Annotated in this window: 15 protein-coding genes; 12 read left to right on the forward strand and 3 right to left on the reverse strand. The window is 58.9% G+C overall.

Going from position 1 to position 15,429, the window contains the following annotated elements:
• Nucleotides 1-7: 7 nt before the first annotated feature.
• Nucleotides 8-442 carry a type II toxin-antitoxin system RatA family toxin gene (locus AC0R79_RS04995; RefSeq protein WP_003221509.1) on the forward strand — a complete coding sequence of 145 codons (435 nt, stop codon included), beginning with the start codon at nucleotides 8-10 and terminating at the stop codon, nucleotides 440-442.
• On the forward strand, nucleotides 435-749 hold the full coding sequence (locus AC0R79_RS05000) for an RnfH family protein (protein ID WP_375745368.1): 315 nt from the start codon (nucleotides 435-437) through the stop codon (nucleotides 747-749). The genes AC0R79_RS04995 and AC0R79_RS05000 overlap by 8 nt, the downstream gene beginning before the upstream one ends.
• Before the next feature lie 61 nt (nucleotides 750-810).
• Here the strand turns inward: AC0R79_RS05000 and AC0R79_RS05005 are convergent, their stop codons facing one another.
• The gene (locus tag AC0R79_RS05005; RefSeq protein ID WP_474733509.1) at nucleotides 811-1,338 is read right to left on the reverse strand and encodes an outer membrane protein assembly factor BamE; all 528 of its coding nucleotides are present in this window, start codon (nucleotides 1,336-1,338) and stop codon (nucleotides 811-813) included.
• 97 nt (nucleotides 1,339-1,435) lie between these two features.
• Between AC0R79_RS05005 and fur the strand changes: the two genes are divergently transcribed.
• The gene (fur, locus tag AC0R79_RS05010; protein WP_007953774.1) at nucleotides 1,436-1,840 is read left to right on the forward strand and encodes a ferric iron uptake transcriptional regulator; all 405 of its coding nucleotides are present in this window, start codon (nucleotides 1,436-1,438) and stop codon (nucleotides 1,838-1,840) included.
• Nucleotides 1,841-1,915: 75 nt separating this feature from the next.
• Here fur and recN read toward each other — a convergent pair whose 3' ends face one another.
• The gene (recN, locus tag AC0R79_RS05015) at nucleotides 1,916-3,589 is read right to left on the reverse strand and encodes a DNA repair protein RecN (protein ID WP_127796887.1); all 1,674 of its coding nucleotides are present in this window, start codon (nucleotides 3,587-3,589) and stop codon (nucleotides 1,916-1,918) included.
• A 240-nt stretch (nucleotides 3,590-3,829) separates the two neighbouring features.
• Here recN and grpE point away from each other — a divergent pair, with 240 nt between their 5' ends.
• The 8 genes from grpE (at nucleotide 3,830) to AC0R79_RS05055 (ending at nucleotide 14,303) form a co-directional block, all read left to right on the forward strand.
• Nucleotides 3,830-4,399: a nucleotide exchange factor GrpE gene (gene grpE / locus AC0R79_RS05020; RefSeq protein ID WP_207984996.1), complete on the forward strand. Its 570-nt coding sequence runs from the start codon at nucleotides 3,830-3,832 to the stop codon at nucleotides 4,397-4,399.
• 102 nt (nucleotides 4,400-4,501) lie between these two features.
• Nucleotides 4,502-6,418 (forward strand): molecular chaperone DnaK, encoded by a 1,917-nt coding sequence (gene dnaK / locus AC0R79_RS05025; protein ID WP_474733512.1) that lies wholly within the window; start codon nucleotides 4,502-4,504, stop codon nucleotides 6,416-6,418.
• 297 nt (nucleotides 6,419-6,715) lie between these two features.
• Nucleotides 6,716-7,840 carry a molecular chaperone DnaJ gene (gene dnaJ / locus AC0R79_RS05030; protein ID WP_007953765.1) on the forward strand — a complete coding sequence of 375 codons (1,125 nt, stop codon included), beginning with the start codon at nucleotides 6,716-6,718 and terminating at the stop codon, nucleotides 7,838-7,840.
• A 9-nt stretch (nucleotides 7,841-7,849) separates the two neighbouring features.
• Nucleotides 7,850-8,656: a 4-hydroxy-tetrahydrodipicolinate reductase gene (dapB, locus tag AC0R79_RS05035; RefSeq protein ID WP_007953764.1), complete on the forward strand. Its 807-nt coding sequence runs from the start codon at nucleotides 7,850-7,852 to the stop codon at nucleotides 8,654-8,656.
• A gap of 256 nt (nucleotides 8,657-8,912) precedes the next feature.
• Nucleotides 8,913-10,049 carry a glutamine-hydrolyzing carbamoyl-phosphate synthase small subunit gene (gene carA / locus AC0R79_RS05040; protein WP_007953761.1) on the forward strand — a complete coding sequence of 379 codons (1,137 nt, stop codon included), beginning with the start codon at nucleotides 8,913-8,915 and terminating at the stop codon, nucleotides 10,047-10,049.
• Between the two features lie 126 nt (nucleotides 10,050-10,175).
• Complete coding sequence (gene carB / locus AC0R79_RS05045; RefSeq protein ID WP_007953758.1) at nucleotides 10,176-13,397, forward strand: carbamoyl-phosphate synthase large subunit; 3,222 nt, start codon at nucleotides 10,176-10,178, stop codon at nucleotides 13,395-13,397.
• A complete protein-coding gene (gene greA, locus AC0R79_RS05050; RefSeq protein WP_007953757.1) occupies nucleotides 13,394-13,870 on the forward strand; it encodes a transcription elongation factor GreA in 477 nt (158 codons plus the stop codon). The genes carB and greA overlap by 4 nt, the downstream gene beginning before the upstream one ends.
• 28 nt (nucleotides 13,871-13,898) lie before the next feature.
• Entirely contained in the window at nucleotides 13,899-14,303 is a 405-nt protein-coding gene (locus AC0R79_RS05055; protein ID WP_127796890.1) for an MFS transporter, read from the forward strand.
• Between the two features lie 9 nt (nucleotides 14,304-14,312).
• On the opposite strand, the gene AC0R79_RS05060 is transcribed toward AC0R79_RS05055, so the two are convergent.
• Nucleotides 14,313-14,621: a YhbY family RNA-binding protein gene (locus tag AC0R79_RS05060; protein ID WP_007953753.1), complete on the reverse strand. Its 309-nt coding sequence runs from the start codon at nucleotides 14,619-14,621 to the stop codon at nucleotides 14,313-14,315.
• Nucleotides 14,622-14,722: 101 nt separating this feature from the next.
• On the opposite strand from AC0R79_RS05060, the gene rlmE reads away from it, so the two are divergent.
• Nucleotides 14,723-15,352 (forward strand): 23S rRNA (uridine(2552)-2'-O)-methyltransferase RlmE, encoded by a 630-nt coding sequence (rlmE, locus tag AC0R79_RS05065; protein ID WP_007953751.1) that lies wholly within the window; start codon nucleotides 14,723-14,725, stop codon nucleotides 15,350-15,352.
• Nucleotides 15,353-15,429: the final 77 nt, after the last annotated feature.

Here is a 15,429-nt window from a genome sequence, read left to right on the forward strand (position 1 = left end):
CGCTTACATGACGACACATATTCAACGATCGGCGCTGCTGCCTTACCCGGCGCAATTTCTCTACGACCTGGTCAATGACGTGGCGCGTTACCCCGAGTTTTTGCCGTGGTGCTCGTCTGCAGAAGTCCTGGAAAGCTCGCCTGAGCATATGCGCGCCAGTGTCGGCGTGGCCAAGGGCGGCCTCAGTCAGCACTTCGTGACGCGCAATACGCTGGTGCCGGGGCAGTCGATTGAAATGAACCTGGAGGAGGGGCCGTTCAATCAGCTGCACGGCGTCTGGGTGTTCAAGGCGCTGAACGAGAAGGCCTGCAAGATCAGTCTGGATCTGTCTTTCGACTACGCCGGGCCGCTGGTTCGCGCGACGCTCGGTCCTTTGTTCAATCAGGCTGCCAATACGCTGGTGGACGCGTTCTGCCAGCGTGCCAAGCAGATGCATGGTTGAGCCGGTGATCGAAATCGAAGTGGTGTATGCCGCCGTTGATCGTCAGGTGTTGCGTGTAATCAGCGTTGCCGAGGGTGCGACGGTGCGTGCGGTGCTGATGGCGTCCGGGATTGATGCTGAATTTCCGGAGCTGGATCTGAAGAGTTGCCATTTGGGGATCTTCGGCAAAGTGATCGCTGATCCGGATACTCGACAGGTTCAGGAAGGCGATCGCATCGAGATCTATCGGCCACTGTTGGCAGACCCGAAAGAGGTGCGCCGTCTGCGCGCCGCCAAGGCTGCCGAGGCCAAGGCGCGAAATCAGTAGGCTGGCCAAACGGCAGGCAATAAAAAACCCGGAATTTCCGGGTTTTTTATTGCGTCGCAAATTATTGCGGCGAGGTGTCCAGCGGTTCTGGCGTTGGAACCGGAACGGTTTCCACACCATCGACGTCCTTCTGGATCTGATCCAGCAAGGAGCCAGGCTTGGCCGGTTTTTCCGGTTTCGGCTGCTCGACGTTTTCAGCAGGAGTGGTCACGCTGGTGCCACTGTCCTTGCCGAGAATGGCTTCGTCACGGCTGACGCCCGGCATGAAGTCACCGGACAGGCTGACAAGGCGGTCATTCGAGTCGAAAATGACACTCATGCGTTCCTGCTGGCGTTCACCGCCACCAGGTTGCAGGCTGTACAGATAATCCCAGCGGTTGGCATGGAACGTGTCGGCAAGCAGAGGGTTGCCCATGATAAACCGTACTTGCGGCCGGGTCATTCCCGGGCGTAACTGGTCTATCATGTCCTGCGTGACGACATTGCCCTGCTGGATGTCGATTTTGTAAACCCCGGGGAATGAACAACCGGCGAGTGCGAGCAGTCCCACAAAGGTGAAACTGGTTAGCAAGAGCTTGGTGTTTTGCATCGGTGGGCGACTTCCACTATCTTGGCTGGGACAACGTAAACGCCGATCATACCCGCATTAAGAGAAGCTGCGAAGCAGCATCGCGAGAAAGCTGACCATGGTTGAAAATAGCGAACTACGCAAAGCCGGCCTCAAAGTGACCCTGCCACGGGTCAAGATCCTGCAAATGCTCGACTCTACAGAGCAGCGTCACATGAGTGCCGAGGACGTCTACAAGGCGTTGATGGAAGCTGGCGAGGACGTCGGTCTGGCCACGGTTTACCGTGTTCTGACCCAGTTCGAAGCGGCTGGCCTCGTGGTCCGTCACAACTTCGACGGCGGCCACGCGGTATTCGAATTGGCCGACGGTGGCCACCACGACCATATGGTCAACGTGGAATCCGGTGAGGTTATCGAATTCGTCAGCACCGAAATCGAAAAACTCCAGAAGGCAATCGCCGAGGAGCACGGTGTCGAGTTGGTGGATCACAACCTGGTGCTGTACGTACGCAAGAAAAAGTAAGCATGTCGCGCGAATTTCAGGTTCGCGAAACGAGCGAAGGCGACCCAAGGGTCGCCTTCGTGCTTTCTGCGGTGCTTAAACTTTTGCGGTAACCACCATCTTTTTCGCGTGCGCCAAGGACTCTTTGGTCAGATCGATGCCGCCAAGCATCCGCGCGACTTCTTCTATACGGTCATTCTTGCTCAGCTTCGAAACGGCCGTGTGAGTGGCCTGCTCGCCTCGAACCTTGTGCACGAACAGATGCTGATGTCCCTGAGCCGCGACTTGCGGCAAGTGCGTGACCGTCAGTACCTGTCCGCGATCCCCGAGGCGACGCAACAACTGGCCGACGATTTCGGCCGTCGGACCGCCAATGCCCACGTCCACTTCGTCGAACACCAGCGTCGGTACGCGAGAGGTCTGGGCGGTAATCACCTGGATGGCCAGGCTGATCCGTGACAGCTCACCGCCGGACGCCACTTTGGCCAGTGCCTTCAAGGGTTGGCCCGGGTTGGCGCTGACCAGCAGCTCGACCTGCTCCAGGCCATTGGGCTGCAGTTCGCTGCTGTTGTTGGCGCGCAATTCGATGGTGAAGCGACCGCCGGGCATGCCCAGGCGCTGAATCTCTTGCTCCACCGCGCTGGCCAGACTGCCGGCCGCCTGATGGCGCAGCTCGCTCAGCTCCCGGGCCTTTTCCTGATAGTGGCGTGCATAGGATGCGAGTTCTTCGGCGAGGCGTTCGATGGATTCATCGTTGGCGTCGAGGGCTTCGATTTCGTCGAGCAGTTTCTGCTGCATCTCCGCCACTTCCGTCGGCTGAATGCGGTGTTTGCGTGCCAGCGTGTAGATGGAGTCCAGACGTTCTTCCAGGTATTGCAGGCGCGCCGGATCGGCATCGAAGTTGTCGAGAAAGCGATTGAGTTCGCCGACGGCTTCTTCGACCTGGATCTGCGCACTGGTCAGCAGGCTGCTCGCTTCACCCAGCGCGCCGACCGAATTGTTCACGCTCGACAGGCGATTGAGGCTGGCCGTCAGGGCATTGAGCACGTTGCCGGAATCGCTTTCACTGCATTGCTCGACCACTTGTCGGCAGATGCCGAGCAGGGTTTCGGCGTTGGTCAGGTTCTTGTGTTCCTGCTCCAGTTCTTCCAGCTCGTTTTCGCCGAGTCCAAGGTTTTCCAGTTCTTCGAGCTGGTAGCTGAGCAGTTGATGGCGCGCGCGCTGTTCGTCGCCGGAGTTGGATAGGCGCTCCAGCTCCTGACGAGTCTGGCGCCAGCGCTGGGCGGCCAGATGCACCTGTCGCGCCAGATCGGTGGCCCCGGCGTACTCGTCGAGCAGGCGCCGGTGGGTGTCGGTCTTGAGCAGGGATTGGTGTTCGTGCTGACTGTGGATGTCGATCAGCAGCTCGCCGAGGGCCTTGAGATCGCCAAGCGGACAGGGCGTGCCATTTATATAGCCGCGTGAGCGACCTTCGGAAGTGATGACCCGGCGCAGGATGCACGGGCCGTCGATTTCCAGGTCGCGCTCGGCCAGCCAGGCGCTGGCTTCGGGAATGTCGACCAGGTCGAAGGTCGCCAGGATGTCGGCCTTGTCGGCGCCCGGGCGAACCACGCCGCTGTCGGCGCGATCGCCAAGGGTCAGGCCCAGCGCGTCGAGCATGATCGATTTGCCGGCGCCGGTTTCCCCGGTAATCACGCTCATGCCGCGATCGAGTTCAAGATCGAGATGTTCAACGATGGCGTAGTTGTGTACGGACAGGTGCACCAGCATAAAGGCCGCTCCCAGGCTTCAGGTCTGGTTATTTATACAGTGTTTTGTTTCAGGCTGACAATGCCCTCGCTTAGCTCGATGGGGATGATCCGATCAAATGCTTATCGCGCCCGGGAATGACAATGCAGCACTTTTTTGTAGGGTTAATCATTGTCAGCCCTTGAAGCCTGATTTTGCGGCCCCATATACCGGGGCAGAAGCGCGAATCGAACTCGCGGACGATATTGAAAGGAGAATTCTATGGCTGACGAACAGACAGTAGATACGCAAAATCCAGAAGCCAATCAGGCGCCCGAGACTTCGGGTGATGACCTGGCGACCCGTGTACAAGTGCTCGAAGAGCAATTGGCCGCCGCGCAGGATCAATCGCTGCGCGTAGCTGCCGATCTGCAGAACGTCCGCCGCCGTGCCGAGCAGGATGTCGAGAAGGCGCACAAGTTTGCGCTGGAAAAATTCGCCGGCGACCTGCTGCCGATCGTCGACAGCCTGGAGCGCGGCCTCGAGCTGTCGAACCCGGATGACGAGAGCATCCGTCCGATGCGTGAAGGCATCGAGCTGACCCTGAAAATGTTTCACGACACCCTTGCGCGCTATCAGCTTGTCGCTGTGGCCCCGCAGGAAGGCGAGCCGTTCAATGCCGTGGAACATCAGGCAATGGCCATGCAGGAAAGTGCAGACCTTGAGCCGAACAGCGTTCTGAAGGTGTTCCAGAAGGGCTACCAGCTCAACGGTCGCCTGTTGCGTCCGGCGATGGTCGTGGTCAGCAAGGCGCCGGCGCCAGTTTCGCCTTCGATTGACGAGAAGGCTTGAAATTAGCCGTAAGGCCCCCATTTAGAAGTCAAGCGTTTAAGTATTACCGCAGTTAGCCACCACTGCTGCGGCAAAAAAATCCAAAGTTTCGGGAGAGTGAACATGGGCAAAATTATCGGTATCGACCTGGGGACTACCAACTCCTGCGTCTCCGTGCTGGAAAACGGCGTAGCCAAAGTTATTGAGAACGCTGAAGGCGCGCGTACCACGCCGTCGATCATCGCTTACGCCAACGATGGTGAAATCCTGGTGGGTCAGTCCGCCAAGCGTCAGGCTGTGACCAACCCGCACAACACACTGTTCGCGGTGAAGCGCCTGATCGGCCGCCGCTTCGACGAAGAAGTCGTGCAGAAAGACATCAAGCTGGTGCCTTACAAAATCGTCAAGGCCGACAACGGTGACGCCTGGGTCGAGGCTTCCGGCAAGAAGATGGCTCCGCCGCAAATCAGCGCCGAAGTCCTGAAGAAGATGAAGAAGACCGCCGAAGACTACCTCGGCGAAGCAGTGACCGAAGCGGTGATCACCGTTCCGGCCTACTTCAACGACAGCCAGCGTCAGGCGACTAAAGATGCCGGTCGCATCGCCGGTCTGGACGTAAAACGTATTATCAACGAACCAACCGCAGCTGCTCTGGCTTACGGCATGGACAAGGCCAAGGGCGATCACACCGTGATCGTTTACGACCTGGGTGGTGGTACCTTCGACGTTTCCGTGATCGAAATCGCTGAAGTTGACGGCGAGCACCAGTTCGAAGTACTGGCCACCAACGGTGATACCTTCCTGGGTGGTGAAGACTTCGACATGCGTCTGATCGACTACCTCGTCGACGAATTCAAAAAAGAGTCCGGCATGGACCTGAAGAACGACCCTCTGGCCTTGCAGCGTCTGAAAGAAGCCGCTGAGAAAGCCAAGATCGAGTTGTCTTCTTCGCAGTCGACCGACGTCAACCTGCCGTACATCACAGCAGATGCGACTGGTCCTAAGCACCTGAACGTGAAGATCTCTCGTGCCAAGCTCGAGTCGCTGGTCGAAGATCTGGTGAACCGTACCATCGAGCCATGCCGTATTGCTCTGAAGGACGCCGGTATCGACGCCAGCAAAATTGACGACGTGATTCTGGTCGGTGGTCAGACTCGTATGCCACTGGTGCAGAAGGCAGTTACCGATTTCTTCGGTAAAGAAGCACGTAAAGACGTGAACCCGGACGAAGCCGTTGCCATGGGTGCTGCTATCCAGGGCGCCGTTCTGGCCGGTGACGTGAAAGACGTTCTGCTGCTCGACGTCAGCCCGCTGACCCTGGGTATCGAAACCATGGGTGGCGTGATGACCGCGCTGATCGAGAAAAACACCACGATTCCTACCAAGAAATCGCAAGTGTTCTCGACTGCCGACGACAACCAGGGCGCCGTGACCATTCACGTCCTGCAAGGCGAGCGTAAGCAAGCCGCACAGAACAAGTCTCTGGGCAAGTTCGACCTGGCCGACATTCCACCAGCTCCACGTGGCGTGCCGCAGATCGAAGTGACCTTCGACATCGACGCCAACGGCATCCTGCACGTAGGTGCGAAGGACAAGGCTACCGGCAAGACCCAGTCGATCGTGATCAAGGCCAACTCCGGTCTGTCCGATGAAGAAATCGAGCGCATGGTGCGTGACGCCGAGGCGAATGCCGAGGAAGACCGCAAGTTCGAAGAGCTGGCCGCTGCCCGTAACCAGGGTGATGCACTGGTTCACTCGACTCGCAAGATGATCGCTGACGCTGGCGACAAAGTGACTGCAGAAGAGAAGACTGCAATCGAAGCGGCCGTGGTTGCCCTGGAAGCTGCCGTCAAAGGCGACGACAAGGCTGCCATTGAAGCCAAGGTTGAAGAACTGTCGAAAGTCTCTGCGCCGGTTGCCCAGAAGATGTACGCCGAACAGGCTCAGCCTGCTGAAGGCGCGGCACCGCACGACGAGAAAGCTGAAAAGGCTGACGATGTTGTCGATGCCGAGTTCGAAGAAGTCAAAGACCACAAGTAAGTTGTTGGTCGGCCGGTTGACTGCCTTTGGGCACTGACTGGTAGGATGTCGCCGCGCGGGAGCTTGCTCCCGCGTTGGCGTATCTGGAATACGCGAATTTTTACAGCATGCGACAAGGTTCGGGTGCTGGCGGTATGGCCGGGAATGCTCCTGCTTTTCGCGCCGCAAATACCGCATGAACCAAAGACCAGGATCGTTGAATTGACGTGAGTTGGGTCCGGGCCTGTATTGGGGCTCAACGAGTTTGGCGAAGCTCAGGAGGGGTTTGCCGAACGTCCTCAAGAGTATGAAGAACTTATGGCTAAGCGTGACTATTACGAAGTGTTGGGTGTTGAGCGTGGCTCAAGCGAAGCAGACCTGAAAAAGGCCTATCGCCGTCTGGCGATGAAGCATCACCCGGACCGTAATCCCGATGACAAAGCGTCGGAAGAACTGTTCAAAGAGGCCAACGAAGCCTACGAAGTGCTGTCCGATTCCAGCAAGCGTGCAGCGTACGACCAGTACGGTCATGCCGGCGTCGACCCGAGCATGGGTGGCGGCGGTGCAGGCTTCGGCGGTCAGAACTTCTCCGACATCTTCGGTGATGTCTTCAGTGACTTCTTCGGTGGCGGTCGCGGCGGTTCCCGTGGCGGCGCCCAGCGTGGCAGCGATTTGCGCTACACCCTGGAGCTGAACCTGGAAGAAGCGGTGCGCGGTACCACCGTGAATATCCGCGTTCCGACACTGGTCAATTGCAAACCATGTGATGGATCGGGTGCCAAGAAAGGCTCGTCGCCTTCGACTTGCCCGACTTGCGGCGGCATCGGTCAGGTGCGCATGCAGCAAGGCTTCTTCTCGGTGCAGCAGACCTGCCCGCGCTGCCATGGCCAGGGCAAGATCATTTCCGACCCGTGCGATTCCTGCCACGGTGACGGTCGCGTTGAAGAGTACAAAACCCTCTCCGTCAAAGTGCCGGCCGGTGTCGACACTGGCGACCGCATTCGTCTGTCCGGCGAAGGCGAGGCGGGCACTCAGGGTGGCCCGACCGGCGACCTGTACGTGGTGATCAACGTCCGCGAACACGACATCTTCCAGCGTGACGGCAAGCACCTGTTCTGCGAAGTGCCGATCAGCTTCGTCGACGCAGCCCTGGGCGGCGAGCTGGAAATTCCGACCCTCGACGGTCGCGTAAAACTGAAGATTCCGGAAGGGACGCAGACCGGCAAGCAGTTCCGCGTACGCGGCAAAGGCGTTGCGCCAGTGCGTGGCGGTGGTGCGGGCGACCTGATGTGTCGTGTGGCCGTTGAGACCCCGGTCAATCTGAACCGTCGTCAGCGTGAGCTGCTGGAAGAGTTCCGCAGCTCCCTGGCGGACGACAACAGCCATTCCCCGAAAACCACCGGTTGGTTCGACGGTGTGAAGCGCTTCTTCGGCGATCTGTAAGGAGTCGGCATGCGACGTATAGCTGTGATGGGCGCTGCCGGGCGCATGGGCAAGATTCTGGTCGAGGCGGTGCAGCAGCGCGCGCCGCTGACCGGTCTGACGGCCGCGATTGTCCGCCCTGGCAGTACGCTGATCGGTGTGGATGCCGGTGAGCTGGCTTCGCTCGGTCGAATCGGCGTGCCGCTGTCCGGGAATCTGGAATCGGTGGCGGAAGAGTTCGATGTGTTGATCGACTTCACCCTGCCGGAAGTCATGCTGAAAAACCTGGCCTTCTGCCGCAAGGCCGGCAAGGCGATGGTGATCGGCACGACCGGGCTGGACGCTGCGCAGAAGCAGTTGCTGGCCGAGGCGGGCAAGGATATTCCGATCGTCTTCGCCGCCAACTTCAGTGTCGGCGTCAACCTGTCGCTGAAGCTGCTCGACATGGCCGCACGGGTGCTTGCGGAAGATGCGGACATCGAAATCATCGAAGCCCATCACCGTCACAAGATCGATGCGCCGTCGGGTACGGCCCTGCGCATGGGTGAAGTGATCGCCAATGCGCTGGATCGTGATCTGCAGAAAGTCGCGGTTTATGGTCGTGAAGGCCACACCGGTGCCCGTGAGCGTGAAACCATCGGCTTCGCCACTGTCCGCGGTGGTGATGTGGTGGGTGATCACACGGTGCTGTTTGCTTGCGAAGGTGAGCGCCTGGAGATCACGCACAAGGCTTCGAGCCGCATGACATTTGCCAAGGGCGCGGTGCGTGCGGCGTTGTGGCTGGATGCTCGCGAGCCTGGTTTGTACGACATGCAGGACGTGCTCGACCTGCATTGAGATGTTCTGAATCCGGCGCAAACGCCCTGTTTGTGCCGGTTTCAATCCGCTGAGCGACGCCCTGTCGCATTCTCCGGCCTTTCGGCCTCATTGGCGGTAGACCAAAAATCCCTTTTTCTGTAAGCTACAGCTTTAGTGTGTCCACTAAAAGCGCGCAGAATAATTCAGTGAAGAAGCGGGGTGACGTGTCCATACGTCACTCCGCTTTTTTACAACCTGCGATTGCCCTTTCATGCGTTATTTACGGGAGGTCTTCTTGACTAAGCCAGCCATACTCGCCCTTGCTGATGGCAGCATTTTTCGCGGCGAAGCCATTGGAGCCGACGGTCAGACCGTTGGTGAGGTGGTGTTCAACACCGCAATGACCGGCTATCAGGAAATCCTTACCGATCCTTCCTACGCCCAACAGATCGTTACCCTGACTTACCCGCACATCGGCAACACCGGCACCACGCCGGAAGATGCCGAGTCCGATCGCGTCTGGTCCGCTGGCCTGGTCATCCGTGACCTGCCGCTGGTAGCGAGCAACTGGCGTAACACGATGTCCCTGTCCGATTACCTGAAAGCCAACAACGTTGTGGCGATCGCCGGTATCGACACCCGCCGCCTGACCCGCATCCTGCGTGAAAAAGGCGCACAGAACGGCTGCATCATGGCCGGCGACAACATTTCCGAAGAAGCGGCCATCGCCGCGGCGCAAGGCTTCCCGGGCCTGAAGGGCATGGACCTGGCGAAAGTCGTCAGCACCAAGACCCAATACGAATGGCGCTCCACTGTCTGGGATCTGAAAACCGATAGCCACGCGACCATCGAAGCCTCCGAGCTGCCATACCACGTGGTTGCCTACGACTACGGCGTCAAGGTCAACATCCTGCGCATGCTGGTCGAGCGCGGCTGCCGCGTCACTGTCGTTCCGGCACAAACCCCGGCTGCCGACGTACTGGCTCTGAAACCGGACGGCGTGTTCCTGTCCAACGGCCCTGGTGACCCGGAGCCTTGCGACTATGCGATCAAGGCGATCAAGGAAGTGCTGGAAACCGAAATTCCGGTCTTCGGCATCTGCCTCGGTCACCAACTGCTGGCTCTGGCCTCCGGCGCCAAGACCCTGAAAATGGGCCACGGCCACCACGGTGCCAACCACCCGGTTCAGGATCTGGACACTGGCGTCGTGATGATCACCAGCCAGAACCACGGTTTTGCGGTAGACGAAGAAACCCTGCCAGCCAACGTCCGCGCGATCCACAAATCGCTGTTCGACGGCACCCTGCAAGGTATCGAACGCACCGACAAGAGCGCGTTCAGCTTCCAGGGTCACCCTGAAGCGAGCCCGGGCCCGAACGATGTGGCCCCTCTGTTTGACCGCTTCATCAACGAGATGGCCAAGCGACGCTAAGCGCTCGCCTTGAGACTGTAGCGAGAAGCCCCTCGAGGGCGGCCCCGGAACCGGCGGCCCCCTCGGGACTTCAGAAATCGATCAAGACGGCTTGCCGACTGACCTGCGGATTTGAGTGACAAACCCATGCCAAAACGTACAGACATTAAAAGCATCCTGATTCTCGGCGCTGGCCCGATAGTTATCGGCCAGGCCTGCGAATTCGACTACTCCGGCGCCCAGGCCTGTAAAGCCCTGCGCGAAGAGGGTTACCGCGTCATCCTGGTGAACTCCAACCCGGCCACCATCATGACCGACCCGGACATGGCCGACGCGACCTACATCGAGCCGATCAAGTGGCAGACCGTTGCCAAGATCATCGAAAAAGAACGTCCGGATGCAGTGCTGCCAACCATGGGCGGCCAGACTGCTCTGAACTGCGCTCTGGACCTGGAGCGCGAAGGCGTTCTGGAGAAGTTCGGCGTAGAGATGATCGGTGCTAACGCCGACACCATCGACAAGGCTGAAGACCGTTCGCGTTTCGACAAGGCGATGAAAGCCATCGGCCTGGAATGCCCGCGTTCCGGTATCGCCCACAGCATGGAAGAAGCCAACGCGGTGCTCGAGCGCCTGGGCTTCCCATGCATCATCCGTCCGTCCTTCACCATGGGCGGCACCGGTGGCGGTATCGCTTACAACCGTGAAGAGTTCGAAGAAATCTGCGCCCGTGGTCTGGACCTGTCGCCGACCAAGGAACTGCTGATCGACGAATCGCTGATCGGCTGGAAAGAATATGAAATGGAAGTTGTCCGCGACAAAAAGGACAACTGCATCATCGTCTGCTCGATCGAAAACTTCGACCCGATGGGCGTGCACACCGGTGACTCGATCACTGTTGCCCCGGCTCAGACCCTGACCGACAAGGAATACCAGATCCTGCGTAACGCCTCGCTGGCGGTACTGCGCGAGATCGGCGTCGAGACCGGCGGTTCCAACGTTCAGTTCGGTATCTGCCCGGACACCGGCCGCATGGTCGTGATCGAAATGAACCCGCGTGTATCCCGCTCGTCGGCTCTGGCCTCGAAAGCCACCGGTTTCCCGATCGCCAAGATCGCGGCCAAGCTGGCCGTCGGTTACACCCTCGACGAACTGCAGAACGACATCACCGGCGGCCGTACCCCGGCGTCCTTCGAGCCGTCCATCGACTACGTCGTGACCAAGCTGCCGCGCTTCGCTTTCGAGAAGTTCGCCAACGCTGACGCGCGCCTGACTACTCAGATGAAGTCGGTCGGTGAAGTCATGGCCATCGGCCGTACCTTCCAGGAATCCCTGCAGAAAGCCCTGCGCGGTCTGGAAGTGGGCGTTTGCGGTCTGGACGAGAAGGTCGACCTGAGCAACCCGGAAAGCATGAGCGTGCTCAAGCGCGAGCTGACCGTGCCGGGCGCCGAGCGTATCTGGTACGTGGCGGACGCTTTCCGCGCCGGCATGACCGTCGAAGAAATCTTCGGCATGAACATGATCGATCCGTGGTTCCTGGTACAGATCGAAGATCTGATCAAGGACGAAGAGAAGGTCAAGACCCTCGGTCTGTCCGCTATCGACCGCGATCTGATGTACAAGCTCAAGCGCAAAGGTTTCTCCGACCAGCGTCTGGCCAAGCTGCTGGGCGTCACTGAGAAAAACCTGCGCACTCACCGCCACAAGCTGGAAGTGTTCCCGGTCTACAAGCGCGTCGACACCTGCGCGGCCGAGTTCGCCACCGACACCGCCTACCTGTACTCGACCTACGAGGAAGAGTGCGAAGCTGCGCCGTCCGGTCGCGACAAGATCATCATCCTCGGCGGTGGCCCGAACCGTATCGGTCAGGGCATCGAGTTCGACTACTGCTGCGTACACGCGGCACTGGCGCTGCGCGATGACGGTTACGAGACCATCATGGTCAACTGCAACCCGGAAACCGTTTCCACTGACTACGACACTTCCGACCGTCTGTACTTCGAACCAGTGACCCTGGAAGACGTGCTGGAAATCTGCCGCGTCGAGAAGCCGAAAGGCGTGATCGTGCAGTACGGTGGCCAGACGCCTCTGAAACTGGCTCGCGCCCTGGAAGCAGCCGGCGTGCCGATTATCGGCACCAGCCCTGACGCCATCGACCGTGCCGAAGACCGTGAGCGCTTCCAGCAAATGGTTGAGCGCCTGAACCTGCGTCAGCCGCCAAACGCCACCGTGCGCAGCGAAGACGAAGCCGTTCGCGCTGCCGCGAAGATCGGTTACCCGCTGGTGGTGCGTCCGTCCTACGTACTGGGCGGCCGGGCGATGGAAATCGTCTACAAGGAAGAAGAACTCAAGCGTTACCTGCGTGACGCGGTGCAAGTGTCGAACGACAGCCCGGTGCTGCTCGACCACTTCCTCAACTGCGCCATCGAGATGGACGTGGATGCGGTCTGCGACGGTAAGGACGTAGTGATCGGCGCGATCATGCAGCACATCGAACAGGCGGGCGTTCACTCCGGTGACTCCGCGTGCTCGCTGCCGCCGTACTCGCTGCCGGCACACATCCAGGACGAGATGCGCGAACAGGTCAAGAAAATGGCCCTGGAGCTGGGCGTGGTCGGCCTGATGAACGTTCAGTTGGCGCTGCAAGGCGAAGACATCTACGTTATCGAAGTCAACCCGCGTGCTTCCCGTACCGTACCGTTCGTGTCGAAGTGCATCGGTGTTTCCCTGGCGATGATCGCGGCCCGCGTCATGGCCGGTAAAACCCTGAAGGAAATCGGCTTCACCAAGGAAATCATTCCGAACTTCTACAGCGTGAAAGAGGCGGTGTTCCCGTTCGCCAAATTCCCTGGCGTTGACCCGATCCTCGGCCCAGAGATGAAGTCCACCGGTGAAGTGATGGGCGTCGGCGACACCTTCGGCGAAGCCTTTGCCAAAGCCCAGATGGGTGCCAGCGAAGTGCTGCCGACCGGCGGTACCGCATTCATCAGCGTGCGCGACGATGACAAGCCGCTGGTTGCAGGCGTGGCCCGTGATCTGATCAACTTGGGCTTCGAAGTCGTCGCCACTGCCGGCACTGCCAAGCTGATCGAAGCCGCAGGTCTGAAAGTGCGTCGCGTGAACAAGGTGACCGAGGGTCGTCCGCACGTGGTCGACATGATCAAGAATGACGAAGTCACCCTGATCATCAACACCACCGAAGGTCGCCAGTCGATCGCCGATTCCTATTCCATTCGCCGTAACGCCTTGCAGCACAAGATTTACTGCACCACCACCATTGCTGCTGGCGAAGCTATCTGTGAAGCGCTGAAGTTCGGTCCCGAGAAGACCGTGCGCCGCTTGCAGGATCTACACGCAGGATTGAAGGCATGAATAAATACCCAATGACCGTCCAGGGCTCCAAAGCCTTGGAAGAAGAGCATGCTCACCTGACCAAGGTCGTTCGTCCGAAGCTCAGCCAGGACATCGGTACGGCCCGCGAGTTGGGTGATTTGAAAGAAAACGCTGAATACCATGCTGCGCGCGAACAGCAGGGCATGGTCGAGGCGCGGATCCGTGATATCGAAGGTCGCCTGCAGAACGCGGTGATCATCGATGTGACGACCATTCCGCACACCGGCAAAGTGATTTTCGGCACTACCGTCGAAATCGCCAACGTCGAGACTGATGAAAGCGTCACTTACCAGATCGTGGGTGAGGACGAGGCGGACATCAAACTCGGCAAGATTTCGGTCGGCTCGCCGATCGCTCGCGCCTTGATTGCCAAGGAAGAGGGCGATACGGTCGTCGTGAAAACGCCAGGTGGCGATATCGAGTACGAGATTGTCGAAGTCCGTCACATCTGAGGGTGGGCGCCCGCTGCATGCGGGCGCGATGCTCTGGCAACTGGCCCAGATGTTGTGGGTCGGTGGCCTGTGGCTGGTACATCTCGGTCTGCGCCCGGTGCTGGGTCAAATTGGCCTGGCGCCGCTGCTGATCGATGAGGTTGCAAGTACGTTTGAAGTGGCGGTGGTGGGTTTTGCCGTCGCGTGTGTGATATTTCAGGCTTTGGTGCTGTTACAGGCCGAGGGCCTTGCCAGTCTATGGCGAGATTTTCGCGGGCAGGTGTTGCTGATGGCGTTGTATGCGTGTGCGATGTTTGTCGCAGTGCGTGTCGGCTGGCCGGATGCGCAGCGCTGGCAGGTGTTCAGTTTTCTTGTGTTGGGTTTTTCCGGGTTGGTGCTGGTATTGCAGCCGGTGCCGGGATGGAGTGGCAGGGTGCGCGAAGCACACCCTTGACCCTTGCCATCACTTGAAGCGATGGACGTTCGACAGCTGCTTGTTGACGCTGAAGTTCTTGCGGTAAATCAGTGCCATCTTGCCGATGACTTGAACCAGATCGGCCTTGCCGGTCTTGCACAGCTCTGCAACGGACGCCAGGCGCGCCTCGCGATCGAGGATGTTGAGCTTGATCTTGATCAGCTCGTGATCTGCCAATGCGCGTTCGAGTTCGGCTAAAACACCCTCAGTCAAACCGTTGTCAGCCACAGTCAGAACTGGTTTCAGGTGGTGGCCAATGGATTTGTACTGTTTCTTCTGCTCTGGAGTGAGCGGCATAATCTGACCCTTTCGTCTGGATTCTGTAAAATGGCGGCCATTTTACCCGAGGGCTCGTGGATCCGCCCAATTAATCACGACCCTAATCAACGAGGTGCCCAATGGCGCGTTCCAAGACAAGCCTTGGTTGGCTGAAAAGACATGTCAATGATCCCTATGTGAAGCAAGCGCAGAAGGATGGCTACCGCTCGCGTGCGAGTTACAAGCTTCTGGAGATCCAGGAGAAATACAAACTGATCCGTCCGGGCATGAACGTCGTCGACCTCGGCGCGGCGCCTGGCGGCTGGTCGCAGGTCACCAGCCGGCTCATCGGTGGTCAGGGGCGACTGATCGCCTCGGACATCCTGGAAATGGACAGCATTCCGGACGTGACTTTCATCCAGGGTGACTTCACCGAGGATGCAGTGCTCGCTCAGATCCTTGAGGCTGTGGGTAATTCGCAGGTGGACCTTGTGATTTCCGATATGGCCCCCAATATGAGTGGTACGCCTGAAGTGGACATGCCAAAAGCCATGTTTCTTTGCGAGCTGGCGCTTGATCTGGCGGAACGGATACTCAAGCCGGGTGGCAATTTCGTGATCAAGATTTTTCAGGGCGAAGGGTTCGATGTTTACCTGAAGGATGCTCGCAAGAAGTTCGACAAGATCCAGATGATCAAGCCGGACTCCTCTCGTGGCAGCTCTCGCGAGCAGTACATGCTGGCTTGGGGCTACCGCGGTCGTAGCGAGTAAAACGAGGTTTTTGGGCGGGGTGATAGGTTTTTCGTATTTCGCCCCGCGCGCATAAGCGAATATTGTGTAGAAAGTGT

It is taken from the genome of Pseudomonas sp. HD57-3, from assembly GCF_056113135.1.

Bases quoted from the DNA above. Each gene is read 5' to 3' on its own strand.
- AC0R79_RS04995 (WP_003221509.1), top strand. From the start codon at position 8: ATGACGACACATATTCAACGATCGGCGCTGCTGCCTTACCCGGCGCAA.
- AC0R79_RS05000 (WP_375745368.1), top strand. From the start codon at position 435: ATGGTTGAGCCGGTGATCGAAATCGAAGTGGTGTATGCCGCCGTTGAT.
- AC0R79_RS05005 (WP_474733509.1), bottom strand. From the start codon at position 1,338: ATGCAAAACACCAAGCTCTTGCTAACCAGTTTCACCTTTGTGGGACTG.
- fur (WP_007953774.1), top strand. From the start codon at position 1,436: ATGGTTGAAAATAGCGAACTACGCAAAGCCGGCCTCAAAGTGACCCTG.
- recN (WP_127796887.1), bottom strand. From the start codon at position 3,589: ATGCTGGTGCACCTGTCCGTACACAACTACGCCATCGTTGAACATCTC.
- grpE (WP_207984996.1), top strand. From the start codon at position 3,830: ATGGCTGACGAACAGACAGTAGATACGCAAAATCCAGAAGCCAATCAG.
- dnaK (WP_474733512.1), top strand. From the start codon at position 4,502: ATGGGCAAAATTATCGGTATCGACCTGGGGACTACCAACTCCTGCGTC.
- dnaJ (WP_007953765.1), top strand. From the start codon at position 6,716: ATGGCTAAGCGTGACTATTACGAAGTGTTGGGTGTTGAGCGTGGCTCA.
- dapB (WP_007953764.1), top strand. From the start codon at position 7,850: ATGCGACGTATAGCTGTGATGGGCGCTGCCGGGCGCATGGGCAAGATT.
- carB (WP_007953758.1), top strand. From the start codon at position 10,176: ATGCCAAAACGTACAGACATTAAAAGCATCCTGATTCTCGGCGCTGGC.
- greA (WP_007953757.1), top strand. From the start codon at position 13,394: ATGAATAAATACCCAATGACCGTCCAGGGCTCCAAAGCCTTGGAAGAA.
- AC0R79_RS05055 (WP_127796890.1), top strand. From the start codon at position 13,899: ATGCTCTGGCAACTGGCCCAGATGTTGTGGGTCGGTGGCCTGTGGCTG.
- AC0R79_RS05060 (WP_007953753.1), bottom strand. From the start codon at position 14,621: ATGCCGCTCACTCCAGAGCAGAAGAAACAGTACAAATCCATTGGCCAC.
- rlmE (WP_007953751.1), top strand. From the start codon at position 14,723: ATGGCGCGTTCCAAGACAAGCCTTGGTTGGCTGAAAAGACATGTCAAT.